The following is a 15390-nucleotide window of genomic DNA, read 5'->3' on the forward strand; positions in this document are numbered from 1 at the left end:
CACCGGATCCGTCGTGGGCGTGAGTAATATCGTTCTGCCCACGGTCACAGGACTGCATCTATCAGGTCTGCTCGATGAACGACAAGTACACCCCCCACAACTGGGCACCCCATGAGCGGCCGACGATACCGGGCTCACCGTCCACGCCGCTGCATTCGACGCCCAAGCGTTGGGCGTACGCCATCGTGGGCGTGATCGTCGCGCTGACCGGTGGGCTGGGAAATGCGCTGGTTGTCGCCAATCTGCAATACCTGCAAGGCGCGTTGGGGGCGACGCAGGCGGAAATTGCCTGGCTGCCCGCTGCGTACGTGATGACCAACGTGTCAATGAACCTGCTGCTGGTCAAATTTCGTCAACAGTTCGGCCTGCGAGCGTTCACCGAAGTGTTTCTGGTGCTGTATGCGCTGGTAACCTTCGCCCACCTGTTCGTCAACGACATCGAATCCGCCGTGGCGGTGCGCGCCGCACACGGCATGGTCGGCGCGGCGCTCAGTTCGTTGGGGCTGTATTACATGATTCAGGCCTTCCCGCAGAAATGGCGGATGAAGGCGCTGGTGCTGGGCCTTGGCACGGCGCAGTTGGCGACCCCGCTGGCGCGTCTGGTCTCCGAAGACCTGCTGCAAATTGCCGAATGGCGCGGACTTTACCTGTTTGAGCTGGGGATGTGTTTGTTGGCCCTGGGGTGCGTGCTGATCCTCAAGCTGCCGCCGGGAGACCGCTTCAAAACCTTTGAAAAGCTTGATTTCCTCACCTTCGCCTTGCTCGCCTCCGGGTTTGCCGCGCTGTGTGCGGCGTTGTCACTGGGGCGCATCGAGTGGTGGCTGGAGGAACCTTGGATCGGCCTGGCGCTGGCGTTTTCCATCGCGTCCATCATGGCGGGGCTGTGCATCGAACATAACCGTACCCGACCGTTGCTGATCACCCGCTGGCTGGGCAGCGGGCGGATGATCCGCTTTGCACTGGGTGTGCTGCTGACGCGCATTGTGCTGTCGGAACAGTCCACCGGTGCCGTGGGTTTTCTGCAAGGCATGAACCAGGGCACCGAGCAGTTGCACACGCTGTACCTGTTCATGTTGCTCGGGAGTATTGCCGGGCTGCTGGTCAGCGCCCTGACCATCAACCCGCAACACCTGTTCAAGCCGCTGATCATTTCGCTAGCGCTGATGGCCGTTGGCTCGACGCTGGACAGCTTTTCCACCAGCCTGACCCGTGGCCCGCAGATGTATTTCAGTCAATTTCTGCTGGCCTTCGGCGGCACGTTCTTCCTCGGCCCGACCCTCGTGCTGGGGATCAGCGGGGTGATCAGCAACCCGCGCAACATGGTCAGTTTCTCGGTGATGTTCGGGATCTGCCAGAACGTCGGCAGCCTTATCGGCTCAGCGTTGCTGGGCACGTTCCAGGTGTGGCGGGAAAAATTCCATTCCGCGCACATCGTCGAGCACGTCACGCTGCTCAATCCCCAGGTTCAATCGCGCCTGCAAAGCTCCACCGGCGCCTATCTGTCTGCGATCGCCGACCCCTCGGCGCGCACCAATCAAGGCATTCGCGCGCTGGCCACGGCGGCCACGCGGGAAGCGAACACCCTGGCCTATAACGACGTGTTCATGCTGATTGCCTTGATCGCCGTGCTCACCGCGATCTGGATCACCGCCCGGGCGACCTGGCTGTGGATCACCACCGAACCTGTCGCACCCTTTGCACCCACGCAAACCTCGGTCACTTCCGTCCCTTCTTCCGGCGCCCAACCTTCATGACAGAACCCGAAAAGCCTTCCGCCAACGCACCTTCACCCCAAGCCACGAGTCCTGCGCCGGCGCCTGCGGTGATGCCCGCGACCAGCCAACCGCGCTCGGCACGAATTCGTCTGGTGTCGTCGATCCTGTTCGGCGGCATCGCACTGGCCGGCTTCCTGATCGTGCTGTACGCCTGGCAGTTGCCGCCATTCAGCAGCCCCATCGAAAGCACTGAAAACGCTCAGGTGCGGGGGCAGACGACGATCATCGGCCCGCAATTGAGTGGCTACGTGTACGAAGTGCCGGTGCAGGATTTTCAGTGGGTGAAGGCGGGTGACCTGCTGGTGCGTATCGACGACCGCATCTACCAACAGCATCTCGACCAGAGCCTGGCTCAGCTGGGCATTCAGCGGGCGTCGCTGGCCAACAATCTGCAACAGCGTCGCAGCGCCGAAGCGACCATCCTGCAACGTCAGGCCGCGGTGGCCAATGCCCAGGCGCAAAGCGAAAAGGCCGCGGCCGACCTGCGCCGTAATTCGGCGCTGGTCGGTGACGGCTCGGTGTCGAAAAGCGAACTGGACGTGACCCGCGCAGCGGATGCCCAGGCCCGCGCGGCATTGGCCGAAGCCAAGGCCTCGCTGGAGATCTCGCGGCAGGACCTGCAAACCGTGATCGTCAACCGGGGCTCGCCGGAGGCGTCGGTGAAGAACGCTGAAGCGGCCATCGAACTGGCGCGGATCGACCTGAGCAATACCCGCATCACCGCGCCCCGTGACGGGCAACTGGGCCAGATCGGCACCCGACTCGGCGCTTACGTGAATGCCGGGGCTCAGCTCATGGCGCTGGTGCCGCGCCCGCGCTGGATCATCGCCAACATGAAAGAAACCCAGATGGCCAACGTACGCTTGGGGCAGCCGGTGAGCTTCACCGTCGACGCCCTGGAAAACCGCAAGATGCGCGGGCGGGTGCAGCGCATCTCTCCGGCGGCAGGCTCGGAATTCAGCCTGCTGCCGGCGGACAACGCGACCGGCAACTTCGTGAAGATCGCCCAGCGCATTCCGGTGCGCATCACCGTGGACGATGATCAGGAGGCTGTCGAGCGCCTGCGGCCGGGCATGTCTGTGGTCGTCAGTATCGACACCAGCCAGGACGGTCCCGTCCCGCCAGACCCGGTGGACGGGACGGTGGATCAGAGCAAGTGATATTCGCTGACGTAGCGACGGCCGGCCGACCGGCCCATCGGGGCAGCATGCGCGCTTGAGCAAAACGTCTACAGACCGGTCTGCGCCCGGCGACGCTTACAGGCTGACGGCTGAAACACGCTCATTTAATCACTCAGGGGTTACAAGGCATCGGCTATTGCAACTAATGCAACTAAGGCTTGGGGTGTTTCATTCGTTTTAACCACATACGTTGGCGTAGAGGCTTCAGTTTTTTGTTTAAGGCACCGGCCATAGGTTGTCGGACTTACGACAACAGCTGTAATACCGGTCATCAAAATTCTGGCGCTTTCTTCAAATGCTTTCGTTTGAAGTCATTCAATCGAGTGAAGCGGTTTATATTTAAATAGGTTTGATTTTTAATAATTTAGAATCTTATTTTTATAATTATTCGTGATAAGCAATCCATCAAAACGGATTTGACAGGGAATCCGCTTGGATCCATCTTTACCTTCGACGGTTCAAGGCCCCGGACTATCAGTCTGAATAGACTGGCATTTTGCCCAGAATCCTTTGGGACCTCTTTTGTCATTCACGACACACCGCAGGAAGGACTCTTCTCATGGATGTCCCCGATTTCGTTCGCCTTCTAAAACAGAAAAACATGGATTCCGAAGTGTGGTGGGATGCGTCGCCGACGCTTTATGCAGCGTTTAAACATACGCTGTTGATGAAATACCCCAGCCTTAGTTCAATGATTGAAAACCTGTTGCCCGATGGTTTTTCCGATAATAAAACGGGCGTTAGTGGGGCGACTACCAATCCGAGGCTTATTACTCAAGCGGTCTTGAATGCGCCACAGCGCTGGCGTGAATATTTGTCGGCGCTACCAAGCCGTTTCAGCGACGAGGACAAGGCGCGGCAGGTCTACGAGCACATGATCACGGTAGGGGCCGCCGCTCTGGAGCCGAGGTGGGAGGCGTCGCGGCATCGGCAAGGCTGGCTGTCGGCGCAAATCGAAGGCGCCGTCGGCATGAGCGCCGACGCATTGGTTGCACGGGGGCTGCAATTGGCCAGCCTGGCGCCAAACGTCATGGTCAAAGTGCCGGGCAGCGAAGAGGGCTATCAGGCCATTGAAGAGCTGGTGGCGCAGGGCTGTTCCATCAACAACACGTTCTGCTTTTCGGTTTCTCAGGTGGCGGCGTGTCTGAAGGCTATCCATACCGGGCAGTTGCGGGCCCGGTTGCACGGTGTGGACACCGATCAGGCGCAGTACGTCATCAGCTTCATGATCGGGCGACTTGGCGCCGAACCCGAGTTCGAACGCCAGGCCGAGCAACGCCGCCTGCGCCTGACCGCTTCTGACCGGCGATGGGCGGAAATTGCGGTCTATCAGGCCATTCAGGCACTGATGCGCCGCCATCCGATACCGGCCCGGCTGTTGTTGTGTAGCCTGAAGATCGACGTCGATGCCTGCGGCCGGGAGCACTGCTGGCATCTGCAACGAACGGGCGCCGATACCACCCTGTACACGTTGACGCCGCACATCATCGAGTTCCTCATCCGGCGGCAGCAGCAGAAGCAGCCGATCACTCCGGCCGGAGGCTGGGTACAGATGCCGAAGCGCGTGTTGCAGCGCCTCATGGCCATTCCGTATTTCAATCAGGCGTACTTCGAAGGCGATCTGGCGCCGTGGGAGTTCAGTGCTCACCCCGCGTTCGTCACCGCAAGCCAGTATGCCCGCGAGGGGCAAGAGACCTTGCTGGCGTTCGTCAGGGGCGGGCATGTTCGGTCGCGGCCCAACCCTTGGCCACAGTCATCGCTGGAGCGCGCGTCATGAACCGCATGATCGCGCTCTGGGCGCATCCCCGCTCCCGGTCCACGGTACTGGAGCGGGTGTTCATCGAGCGCGGCGATTTCGAGGTGTTTCACGAACCCTTCGCTTCGGTTGCCTTCGATGAGCAGTCCGCCATCCCGCACGACGACCTCAATTGCGGCCTGCCCCGCACCTATGAAGGGGTGAAGACGTTGCTGCGTGCAGCCCGCCAACGACGAAACGTGTTCCACAAGGACATGTGCTACCACTGCCCGGACGAGCTGAGCGCCGACCCCGAATTTCTACTGGAGCAGCAGCACGTCTTCATCATTCGCGAGCCGGCGCGGGCCATCGTTTCGCACTTCGCGATGTTCGAGCAGATGCCTCTGGAAGCTATCGGCCATCGCGCGCTGTACGAAATCTTCTGCCGAGTGACCCGGCTCACCGGGAAGATTCCCTATGTCGTGAACGGCGATGATCTGGCCAGGCGCCCCGAAGACACTGTCCGCAGGCTCTGCGATCACCTGCAGCTGGCGTTCTTGCCCGAGGCGCTGAGCTGGGCGCCTGCCTGCCCGCCGCAGTGGAAAGCCTGGCGCAGCTGGCACCAGGCTGCCGAACGCAGCAGCGGCATCGTCGACACGGCATCGCCGTTCGACGACCAGCTTCTCCACACCCACCCGCACCTGATGGCGTACTACCAGACCCATCGGCCGTTTTATGAACGCATGAACCAGTTCGTGCAGCAGGAGCACTCATGAAGAAAATCGTCATCACGGGGGCAGGCAACGGCATCGGCATGGCCACGGCAAAAGCCTGCGTCGACGCAGGGTATTTCGTGATCGCCGCTGACAAGGACGCAGCAGGGCTGCGGGATTTGCAGGGCGAGATCCCTGTTAGCCGGCTGGAAACCTATCACGTCGATTTTTCGAAGGCCGACGTCTACAAGTCATTCATCGGCAACCTCTACAAGCACCATTCGGCGCTGGACGGGCTGATCAACAACGCAGGGCTCTATCACGGCAAAAGTGTTTACGACTACAGCGATGAGGAGATTGAAGAGATATGGGCGGTGAACCTCAAGTCGTTGATTTACCTGTCCAAGGATTTCGCCCAGCGGGAAGTGCACGCGCCGCACATCCGCAGCATCATCAATATCACCTCGGTAGCCGGTGAGGTCGGCAGCATGGACGCGCTGTACGGCGCCACCAAAGCCGGCGTCATCGGGCTGACCAAAGCCAACGCCTGGAATTTCGCGCCCCGGGTTCGGGTGAATGCCGTGTCACCGGCGTTGATTCGCAACACCTCGATCCACGACCGGATCCCTGAGCATCGCCGCCGAGAGTACGAGCGTCAGGAAATCCTCAAGGACCCGATCGAGCCCAGCGGGGTCGCCGACGTGATCCTCTTCTTGCTTTCCGCACAAAGCCGACACCTGACCGGCAAAGTCATCGCAGTGGACAACGGTGCTTATCCCCGCTAGCCCCGGCGCCATACAGTCCCTTCTGGAGATTCATCATGCAACGCAAAAAAAGGCTGCTGATCGTTGGCGGCGGGAATCTGTGCCTGCAGATTCTGCAAATCCTGGTGCCTCGCGACCAGTTCGAGTTTCACGTCGCCAGCCGCGACCTGGAAAAGGTCACGCGGATGTGCAACCTGGTGCGTCTGGCAGCGCTGCAACTGGACGTTCATGCGCAGATTCACTGCTGGAAGATGGACCTGGTCGAGTCGGACATCGAGCGTAACGCTGAAACCCTGACGCGGATCAGACCGGACATCATCCTCAATTGCGCCTCGCTGCAGTCCTGGCGGGTCATCACTCAGTTGCCGAAGGCGGCGTTCGAGGCGCTCGACCAGGCGCAGTTGGGGCCTTGGCTGCCGATGCACCTGGCCCCTGCCTACGCCTTGATGCGCGCCGTCAAACACGCCTGCCCAAAAACGCTGGTGGTCAACGCGGCGTTTCCCGACGCGGTCAACCCGGTGCTCTACAAGGTAGGCCTGGCGCCGACGGTGGGAATCGGCAATATCGCCAACCTCGTCCCGGCGACCCGATCCGCCATTGCCCGACTGGCACGCTGCGAGCCACACGACGTAAGGGTCAAGTTGATCGGCCAGCATTACTTCAGTCATTTCGTTCCCCGAGGGGGCATGCCGAGCAAGGCCCATTTCAACCTGAATTACTGGATCAACGGCAGGGACTTCTCCGGATTCCATGACCCCCGCGAGATTTTCAAATGCGTGGCCGAACACTTCCGGCGCCTGGGCGGGGTGGACGGGCAATACCTGACCGCCATGTCGGCCGTTTCGGTGATCAGCAATCTGTTCTCCGACACCGAAGTCCACACCCATGCGCCCGGTCCGGACGGCTTGCCGGGGGGATACCCCGTGAAAGTCGGCATGGGGCGCGTGCTGCTGGACATACCGTGGGGCGTCCTGCGCAGCGTCGCCCTCGAGATCAACAACGCGGGCTTGCGGCAAGACGGTATCGAAGCGATTCATGCCGACGGCTCTGTCACGTTCGGGGCCCCGCACATGGCCGTCATGGAGGAGGTGCTCAAATACAAATGGGCGTCGAACGAAAAACTGGACGTTCACAACGCGGCCGCACATGCCGACGCGTTGGGCCGTACCTACCAGACATACATCGACACGATCCGTCAGCAGGGAGACCGCTATGTTACTCGACCATCTGGCCATGCCCGTCGGGCTGGCTGACCCTGACCATCAGGATTACGCCCGCCAATACAACGCCGACTTCGTCGGCCGCTGGGACGAATTGATCGACTGGGACAAGCGCGCAGCAGGTGAAGGGCATTTCTTTACCGACATGCTGCTGACGGCCGGGGCCTGCCGCGTGTTCGACGTCTCCACGGGCAGTGGCTTTCATGCCGTGAAATTGCATGAGGCCGGCTTCGTCGTCGCGGCCTGCGACGGCAGCCCCACGATGGTCGAGCGTGCGCAGGCGAACCTGGCGAGGCGCAAGATCAAGTTGCCGGTGTACCACAGTGACTGGGCCGATCTCGACCGCCTGCAGCGCAAACATCGGCTTGAGCCGTTCGACGCGGTGCTGTGTCTGGGCAGTTCGTTGTGCCACATTTTCGATCGAGAACAGCGCATCGAGGTGCTGCGTCGTTTTCGAGGCCTGCTTAAACCCGGCGGCATGCTGCTGATCGACCAACGCAACTTCGAGGCCATTCGTGCCGGGCACTTCACATCCTCCGGCCAGTATTACTACTGCGGCAAAACGGCCAAGGTCTCGATCGGGGCCGTGCACGCGTCGCTGTGCGAATTCGTTTATTCCTTTGCTGACGGGGCGCAATACCGCTTGAAGGTGTATCCGATTCTGCCGGCGCAGTTACGCAGCGAATTGAGCATCGCGGGCTTTTCAGTGCAGGGCAGCTTCGGCGATTTCAAACGTGTCTACGACCCGATGCACACTGACTTCATCATTCATCAAGCCATCGCCTAATGAGCCGCGGAGGTTTTTCATGAACAGTCCACAGCACATTCCGCCCGTCGCCAGCCATCTGGTGACGTTCCCGTTCCGCCCGTGCACAGGTATCAGCGGTGCCACGACCGCCCGGGTGATCTGGCTGACCGGATTGTCGGCGGCGGGGAAGTCCACCCTGGCGGATAACCTGAATCCGATCTTGCAGGCGCGCGGTTTGACCACCTGCGTCCTCGATGGCGATGCCGTGCGAACCGGGTTGTGCCGCGATCTGGGTTTTTCCGACCACGATCGGGAAGAAAACGTGCGGCGCGTCGCGGAAGTGGCGGCCATCATGGCCGACGCCGGGTTGACTGTGCTGGTCGCGCTGATTTCGCCCTCACGTGCATCGCGCCACCACGCCCGCTCGATCATCGGCAACGCGCGGTTTGTCGAGGTGTTCGTCGACGTTCCGCTGGCCGTGGCCGAAGCCCGCGACCCTAAAGGGCTGTATGAGCGGGCAAGGCGCGGGGAGATTCTCGGTTTCACCGGTATCGACTCGGCTTACGAGGCACCGGTCTGGCCGGAGCTGCACATTCGCAGCGATCAGGTTGGGGTGTCCGAAGCGGCGGGCATCATCGATGAGTGGCTGCGGGCCTCCGAACGCGTACTGGCGTCGGGTTCGTAGCGCTCGATCACACCCTGCGACGCCCCGGACATCCCCGGGCTTTTATTTCACGGCTGTCAGAAACCCGGGCATATTTGCCCATCTCTGCCATTATTGAGCGCAATCAAGGGTGGAGGCGGGCGATGTCCATCGGTCAGTTGAAAATTAACGCGATTCGCTTGGTCGGCGGCGTGGGGGTGCTGGATTACTTGAACAGTTGCGACGGCAGACGTCCAGGCACCGCGTTGACGGAAGTCGTGGACAAGCTGTCGAACCTCGATGACATCGTGCACTGGTTCCTCCATGCAGCGTTGATCACTCCGGCTGAGCATCAGCGGCTCATCGAGCTGGTGGCAGCGTCGTCCTGGCATTCGATCACCGCGTTCAAGCGGTTGATCGTGGTGCGTGAGACGTTGTATCGGTTGTTCCTGGGTCTGGCCTTGGGAGCGTCCGCCGATCCCGAGGCGCTGGAGGCGCTGAACGAGATGCTGGTGGAGAGTGCGGATCAACGGGTGTTGGTGTCGACGCCGATGGGGGTGATCTGGCGGTGGCGCTCGCCTGAGACGCTGGACGCGATGGTCGCGGGTTTTACCGGGCGCCTGGCGGTGCAGGCCGCCGACTTGCTGACCTCTGCCGATCTGGCGCGGTTGAAGGTCTGCGGTACGCCGAACTGTGACTGGTTGTTTCTCGATACCTCGAAAAACGGACGTCGTCGCTGGTGCCAGATGAACGTATGTGGCGCGAAGGAAAAAGCGAAGAGGGCGGTGGGGCAGAACGCTTATCCGTGACGGGCCCCTCCACGTCGCCGTCCTCCTGACCTCACCCCGATAAAAACCACGGAACCTGCCTCGCTCCCAGGCTTCTTATCTCTTGTTCAGACCCGTCGCGGCATCCGCCGTGGGGGTGAGCACAGAGAGCACTTGCATGAGCGATATCCGAATCGGCATATCGGGCTGGCGCTATGTGCCATGGCGCGGGGATTTCTACCCGGAGAAACTGGCCCAGAAAAACGAACTCAAATTCGCCTCCAGAGCCGTGAACAGCATTGAAATCAATGGCTCGTTCTATTCTCTGCAGTCGCCGGATCTCTATGCCCGCTGGTACGCCGACACCCCCAAGGGCTTCGTGTTCAGCCTCAAGGCGCCGCGCTACATCACCCATGTCAAACGCCTGAACGACATCGATGAAGCTCTGGCTAATTTCTTCGCTTCGGGGATTTTCAAGCTCAGGGACAAGCTGGGGCCGATCCTTTGGCAGTTTCCACCGAACTTCAAATTCGACGCGGCGAAGTTCGAAGCCTTCCTCAAGCGACTGCCCCATGACGGAAAGGCCGCCAAGGCATGCGCCAAAGGCTGCGCCGAGCGGATGGAAAAACCGGGTTACCTCGACATTCCTGCCAAGGCCCGGCTGCGCCATGCCGTCGAAATCCGCCACGAAAGCTTTGCCGTGCCCGAATTCATTCGACTGCTGCGCACTTACAACGTGGCGCTGGTGGTCGCCGACACGGCCGGCAAGTGGCCGTACCTCGAAGACCTCACCTGTGATTTCGTCTACCTGCGTCTGCACGGTGACAAACAGCTGTATGCCAGCGGCTACACCGAAAACGCCCTCAAACGCTGGGGCGACCGGATCGAGTTGTGGCGCCACGGCGGGCAACCCGAGGACGCACACGTCGCCGAACCCAAGCCACCCCGGGCGCGCAAGACGCGCGACATTTATTGCTACTTCGACAACGACATCAAGGTACGCGCCCCTTACGACGCCAGGGCCTTGTTGCAACGTTTCGAACTGACCGCCGACCTGGAAGTCGCCCCCGGGGATCTGCAAGGAGTGACGTTTTGACCCGAGCCCTGACCCCCGAAGACATCACAGGCCGACGCCAGGCCGCGTCAACCGAGATTTCCCTGAATGTGCTGACCATGAACATGCACATGGGCTTCGGCTTTCTCAATCGCCGGTTCATCCTGCCGGAATTGCGCGACGCCGTGCGCAGCGTGTCGGCGGACGTGGTGTTTTTGCAGGAAGTCCACGGCGAGCAGCAAAACCATGCCCAGAAGGTCAAGGACTGGCCGACCCAGTCGCAGTACGAATTCCTCGCTGACAGCATGTGGAAAGACTTCGCCTACGGGCGTAACGCCGTCTACCCCCACGGCCATCATGGCAACGCGCTGTTGTCCAAATACCCGATCATCCGCCATGAAAACCTCGACATCTCGATCACCGGCACTGAAGAGCGCGGCCTGCTGCACTGTGTGCTGGACGTGCCGCGTTCCGGCGAGGTCCACGCGATCTGCGTGCACTTGGGCCTGAAAGAAGGGCACCGTCAGCAGCAACTCAAGCTGATGGCCGATTTAGTGGCGAGCCTGCCTGCCGACGCACCGGTGATCATCGCTGGCGACTTCAACGACTGGCGGCAGAAAGCCGATGCTGCGCTGAGCCCGACCGGCTTACGCGAGGTCTTCGTGGAGTCTTTCGGCGCGCCTGCCCGGAGCTTTCCGGCGCGTTTCCCGTTGCTGCGACTGGACCGAATTTACGTGCGTAATGCACACACCCGCGCGCCCAAGGTGCTGTCGAATCGCCCTTGGTCGCATCTTTCCGATCATGCGCCTCTGGCGGTGGAGGTGACCCTGTGAAAGCGTTCAGCGATCGATGTGGCGTGTGGCAGGACGGCAACTCCGCCGAGCTGCTGATTAACGGTGAGGATTTTTATGGCCGGGTATTCGAGTGCATTCGCGCCGCGCGGCACGAGGTGCTGATCGAAACCTTCATCATCTTTGAAGACCGCGTTGGCGAGGGCTTGCAGCAAGCCGTCATCGAAGCGGCGAGCCGGGGCGTGCGGGTGGTGATTACCGTGGACGACTACGGCACCAGCGATCTCAGCACCGCGTTCGTGCAAGCGATGATCAGCGCGGGCGTGCAAATCCAGCTGTTCGATCCACGCCCGAAGCTCATGGGCATGCGCACCAACCTGTTTCGCCGGTTGCACCGCAAAGTGGTGGTCATCGACGCTGAACTGGCGTTCATGGGCGGCATCAATTACAGCGTCGACCACATGACCGACACCGGCATCACGGCCAAACAGGATTACGCGGTGCTCGTTCGCGGCCCGATTGTGGCGGACATTTACCGCTCGACCCTGAACATGCTCAGCCCCGCGCTGCGTAAGGGCTTCACGCCGCTCAAAGTGGTGACCCGCAAGGCCGGCAGCGCACGCATGCTGATGGCTGAACGCGACAATCGGCGCCACACCACCGACATCGAAGAGCAGTACCTCTTGGCCATGCGCAGCGCCAATCAGCGCATCACCATCGCCAATGCCTATTTCTTCCCCAGCTACCGTTTCCTGCGGGAGCTGCGCAACGCCGCGCGGCGCGGGGTCAAGGTCACGCTGATTCTTCAGGGCCAGCCGGACATGCCGTTCGTGCGTGTGTGTTCGCGCCTGACCTACACCTGGCTGCTGCGCGAGGGCGTGATCATTCACGAATACAAACAGCGGGCGCTGCACGGCAAGGTCGCGCTGGTTGACCAGGAATGGTCCACCATCGGTTCCAGCAATCTGGATCCTCTGAGTCTGGCGCTGAACCTGGAGGCCAACCTGTTCATCCGTGATCGCGCGTTGAACCATCAGCTGCACGAGCATTTGCAGGAACTGGCGGCCACTCAAAGCAAACAGGTCAACCTCAAGGGCTTGGCCAAAGGGCAGTGGTGGCGGGCGCCGATGATCTTTTTCAGCTTTCACTTTCTGCGGCATTTTCCGGCCATTGCCGGATTGTTCCCGGTGCATGGGCCGCGACTGAAGCCAGTCCGCGCGCCAGATGCCATTCCCGAAGCCGAAGTGCTCAAGAACGAGCTGTCGCCCGACCAGGAGAAGTCGCTATGAGTGGCGTATCGCACGCGTCAACCCATCCGGAAAAGCCCGCAGCGGCTGGCAAACACAAGGTCTGGCTGACGTGGGCCAAGCGCGGTTTGACGGTGTTTTTCTTTATCGCCGTGCCGGTGATGCTGTTCATGCTGATGAAGAACCTCGACTGGAACGAGGTGATGCACGCGTTGGAGTCATACAAGGTCAGCACGCTGGCGCTGGGTTTCGTGATCGCGGCGGGCAGTTACCTCACGTACTGCGGCTTCGACGTGCTGGCCCGGCGTTACACCGAGCATAAGCTGTCGGTGGCGCAGATCGTGCCAGTGACGTTCGTCTGTTACGCGTTCAACCTGAACCTCAGTTCATGGGTCGGCGGCATCGCGTTGCGCTATCGTCTCTATTCGCGGCTGGGTCTGGACGTGCCGACCATCACCCGAATCCTCAGCCTGAGCCTGATCACCAACTGGCTCGGCTACATGCTGCTGGCCGGGTTCGTGTTTGCCGGCGGGTTTATCGATTTGCCAGACGGCTGGAAAATCGGTGACACCACGTTGCAGCTGATCGGCGTGGTGCTGTTGGTCGTGTGTTTCGGGTATTTCCTGGCGTGCCGCTTCTCGCGCAAACGCACCTTCACGATCCGCAAACAGCAGCTGGTTCTTCCCTCGCTGAATCAGGCACTGCGCCAGGCGCTGCTCGGGGCCTTGAACTGGGGGCTGATGGCGCTGTTGATTTACGTACTGCTGCCGGAAAAAGCCTTCTATCCGGCGGTGCTGGGAATCCTGCTGATCAGCAGCATCGCCGGGGTCATCGCGCACATACCGGCAGGGCTGGGCGTGCTGGAGACCGTGTTCATCACCCTGATGCAGCACCAGTTCAGCAAGGGTCAACTGCTGGCGGCGTTGATCGGGTATCGGGTGATCTATTTCCTGATTCCGCTGATGCTGGCGCTGATCGTTTACGCGGTGCTGGAGAAACGCGCCAAGGCCATGCGCAACAAGAACGAGGCGCGGATGGCGGATTGATCGCGAGACGTCTGGCACGCTGTGGTTAGAACTGTGGGAGCCGGCTTGCTGGCGAAAGCGGTGGGCCAGTCAAGGATGAGGTGACTGACACTCCACTTTCGCCAGCAAGCCGGCTCCCACAGTAGACCGACTTAGCCCCGACGTTTGGCGATCAATCCCGCCCGGCAAATATCCTTACCGCATCCACCGCTTCATTCGTCCCTTGGCTGATTTGCACGATCGCCGACCCTGCCTGATCCGCCAGGTCGACACCTTTGGCCGCGTTGCTGCGGGTGTTGTCCATGCTGAGGATGGCCTGTCGGGTTTCGGTCTGGATCAGTTGAATCATTTCGGAAATCTCCTGGGTCGAGCGGCTGGTGCGGCCTGCCAATTGCCGCACTTCGTCAGCCACCACGGCGAACCCGCGGCCCTGGTCGCCGGCGCGTGCCGCTTCAATCGCAGCGTTCAGCGCCAGCAGGTTGGTCTGATCGGCGATGCTGTGAATCGTATTGACGATGGCAGTGATCTGCTCGGAGCGCTCGCCCAACTGGCCGATGATGCGCGACGAATCTTCGATGTTCTGCGAAATCTGGCGCATTTCACCTGCCGCCTGCTGAATCACCTGGGTGCCTTGCTCGGCGACTTTCTGGGTCTGCACCGAAATGTGATACGCCTGCGCCGCGCTGTGGGCGTCCTGTTCGTGCTTCTCGATCCGCGCGGTGACGTCGGAGGCAAATTTGACGATTTTGCTCAGCTGGCCGCAGGCGTTGTAGACCGGGTTATACGAGGCCTCCAGCCACAAGGTCTGCCCGTGTTTGCCGATGCGTTTGAACTGGCCGCTGAAAAATTCGCCCTTGTTCAAGCGGCGCCAGAAGTCTTGATAGTCGGGGCTGCTGATGAGCTCGGGAGGACAGAGCTGCCTGTGCGGCTTGCCGATCAATTCCTGACGGCTGTAGCCCAGCAAACGCAGCAGATTGTCGTTGGCGGCCAGCACACGGCCTTCCAGGTCGAACTCGATCACCGCCATGGAGCGGTCAATGGCCTGCAGCTTGCTGCGTGATTCGGTTTCGGCCTTGAGCCGCTCCGTCACGTCCATCGCATATTTGACGATCTTGCACACCTTGCCACTGGCGTCCCGTACCGGGTTGTAGCTTGCCTCCAGCCACACTGTACTGCCGTCGCCAGCCACCCGCTGGAATGTCGCGGACACGAACTCGCCGTTGCGCAAGCGCGACCACAGCTGCGTGTACTCCTGACTGCGGGCGTGTTCAGGGGTGCAGAACATGCGGTGCGGCTGGCCGATCACCTGTTCGGGGCGATAGCGCATGGCCGTGTAGAAATTCTCGTTGGCGCTGAGCACGACCCCGTCCAGGTCGAATTCGATGCTCGCCATGGAGCGGCCGATGGCTTCCAGCAGGCTGGCCTGGTGCGCGACGGTCAGCTGCAGGTCCTGGATAGTCTTGGTCTTTGACGAGTCGAAAAACATGATGGCGGCCCAGGCAAGAGGAACGGAAAAGGGTGCCTTTCCGTGGCCGTGGAGCGTGTGGCTGTGCTCAGCTGCCATTTCCTTTTGCAGTGCATGGATCATCACAAACGTGATATCAAAAAGCTACACGTTAGTTGTACAGCTCGTCGGGTTTTGTACAGGATTTTGAGTGATGCGCAGATCCAGCGCTGCGGTAACAGCAACTTACGGTTCCGCCCATACGGCGAGTCACTTTTGGCAA

14 protein-coding genes and 1 pseudogene are annotated in these 15390 nt (G+C 60.8%); 13 read left to right on the forward strand and 2 right to left on the reverse strand.

From position 1 onward, the window contains the following. The first annotated feature begins 74 nt into the window (after positions 1 to 74). The 13 genes from B3N48_RS07295 to B3N48_RS07355 all read left to right on the forward strand — a co-directional run bounded on the left by B3N48_RS07295 (position 75) and on the right by B3N48_RS07355 (position 13684). Positions 75 to 1754: an MFS transporter gene (locus B3N48_RS07295; protein ID WP_296181345.1), complete on the forward strand. Its 1680-nt coding sequence runs from the start codon at positions 75 to 77 to the stop codon at positions 1752 to 1754. Further along, positions 1751 to 2935: an HlyD family secretion protein gene (locus B3N48_RS07300; RefSeq protein ID WP_296181348.1), complete on the forward strand. Its 1185-nt coding sequence runs from the start codon at positions 1751 to 1753 to the stop codon at positions 2933 to 2935. The genes B3N48_RS07295 and B3N48_RS07300 overlap by 4 nt, the downstream gene beginning before the upstream one ends. Positions 2936 to 3515: 580 nt before the next feature. Next, positions 3516 to 4733 (forward strand): transaldolase family protein, encoded by a 1218-nt coding sequence (locus B3N48_RS07305; protein ID WP_296181351.1) that lies wholly within the window; start codon positions 3516 to 3518, stop codon positions 4731 to 4733. Then, a complete protein-coding gene (locus B3N48_RS07310; protein ID WP_296181354.1) occupies positions 4730 to 5467 on the forward strand; it encodes a sulfotransferase family protein in 738 nt (245 codons plus the stop codon). The genes B3N48_RS07305 and B3N48_RS07310 overlap by 4 nt, the downstream gene beginning before the upstream one ends. Next, on the forward strand, positions 5464 to 6189 hold the full coding sequence (locus B3N48_RS07315; protein WP_296181356.1) for an SDR family NAD(P)-dependent oxidoreductase: 726 nt from the start codon (positions 5464 to 5466) through the stop codon (positions 6187 to 6189). Before B3N48_RS07310 ends, B3N48_RS07315 begins: the two co-directional genes overlap by 4 nt. Before the next feature lie 35 nt (positions 6190 to 6224). After that, on the forward strand, positions 6225 to 7421 hold the full coding sequence (locus B3N48_RS07320; protein WP_296181359.1) for a hypothetical protein: 1197 nt from the start codon (positions 6225 to 6227) through the stop codon (positions 7419 to 7421). Beyond that, positions 7381 to 8175, forward strand: a complete 795-nt coding sequence (locus B3N48_RS07325; protein ID WP_296181361.1) for a class I SAM-dependent methyltransferase — start codon at positions 7381 to 7383, stop codon at positions 8173 to 8175. The genes B3N48_RS07320 and B3N48_RS07325 overlap by 41 nt, the downstream gene beginning before the upstream one ends. A 19-nt stretch (positions 8176 to 8194) precedes the next feature. Beyond that, on the forward strand, positions 8195 to 8821 hold the full coding sequence (gene cysC / locus B3N48_RS07330) for an adenylyl-sulfate kinase (RefSeq protein ID WP_296181363.1): 627 nt from the start codon (positions 8195 to 8197) through the stop codon (positions 8819 to 8821). Between the two features lie 122 nt (positions 8822 to 8943). Further along, positions 8944 to 9588 carry a CGNR zinc finger domain-containing protein gene (locus tag B3N48_RS07335; RefSeq protein ID WP_296181366.1) on the forward strand — a complete coding sequence of 215 codons (645 nt, stop codon included), beginning with the start codon at positions 8944 to 8946 and terminating at the stop codon, positions 9586 to 9588. Between the two features lie 136 nt (positions 9589 to 9724). Next, positions 9725 to 10642, forward strand: a complete 918-nt coding sequence (locus B3N48_RS07340) for a DUF72 domain-containing protein (protein WP_296181368.1) — start codon at positions 9725 to 9727, stop codon at positions 10640 to 10642. A gap of 77 nt (positions 10643 to 10719) precedes the next feature. Continuing rightward, entirely contained in the window at positions 10720 to 11433 is a 714-nt protein-coding gene (locus tag B3N48_RS07345; RefSeq protein WP_296181662.1) for an endonuclease/exonuclease/phosphatase family protein, read from the forward strand. Beyond that, a complete protein-coding gene (gene clsB / locus B3N48_RS07350; RefSeq protein ID WP_296181371.1) occupies positions 11430 to 12680 on the forward strand; it encodes a cardiolipin synthase ClsB in 1251 nt (416 codons plus the stop codon). Before B3N48_RS07345 ends, clsB begins: the two co-directional genes overlap by 4 nt. Next, positions 12677 to 13684, forward strand: coding sequence for a lysylphosphatidylglycerol synthase domain-containing protein (locus tag B3N48_RS07355; protein ID WP_296181373.1), 1008 nt, complete (start codon positions 12677 to 12679; stop codon positions 13682 to 13684). Before clsB ends, B3N48_RS07355 begins: the two co-directional genes overlap by 4 nt. 151 nt (positions 13685 to 13835) lie before the next feature. On the opposite strand, the gene B3N48_RS26820 is transcribed toward B3N48_RS07355, so the two are convergent. Further along, positions 13836 to 14321, reverse strand: coding sequence for a methyl-accepting chemotaxis protein (locus tag B3N48_RS26820; RefSeq protein WP_414704209.1), 486 nt, complete (start codon positions 14319 to 14321; stop codon positions 13836 to 13838). Between the two features lie 51 nt (positions 14322 to 14372). Next, positions 14373 to 15251 (reverse strand): annotated as a pseudogene (locus tag B3N48_RS26825) (PAS domain-containing protein); the annotation flags it as partial. Between the last annotated feature and the right edge of the window lie 139 nt (positions 15252 to 15390).

Origin of the sequence: Pseudomonas sp. UBA1879, from assembly GCF_002338065.1 — a bacterium.
Lineage (GTDB): Bacteria > Pseudomonadota > Gammaproteobacteria > Pseudomonadales > Pseudomonadaceae > Aquipseudomonas.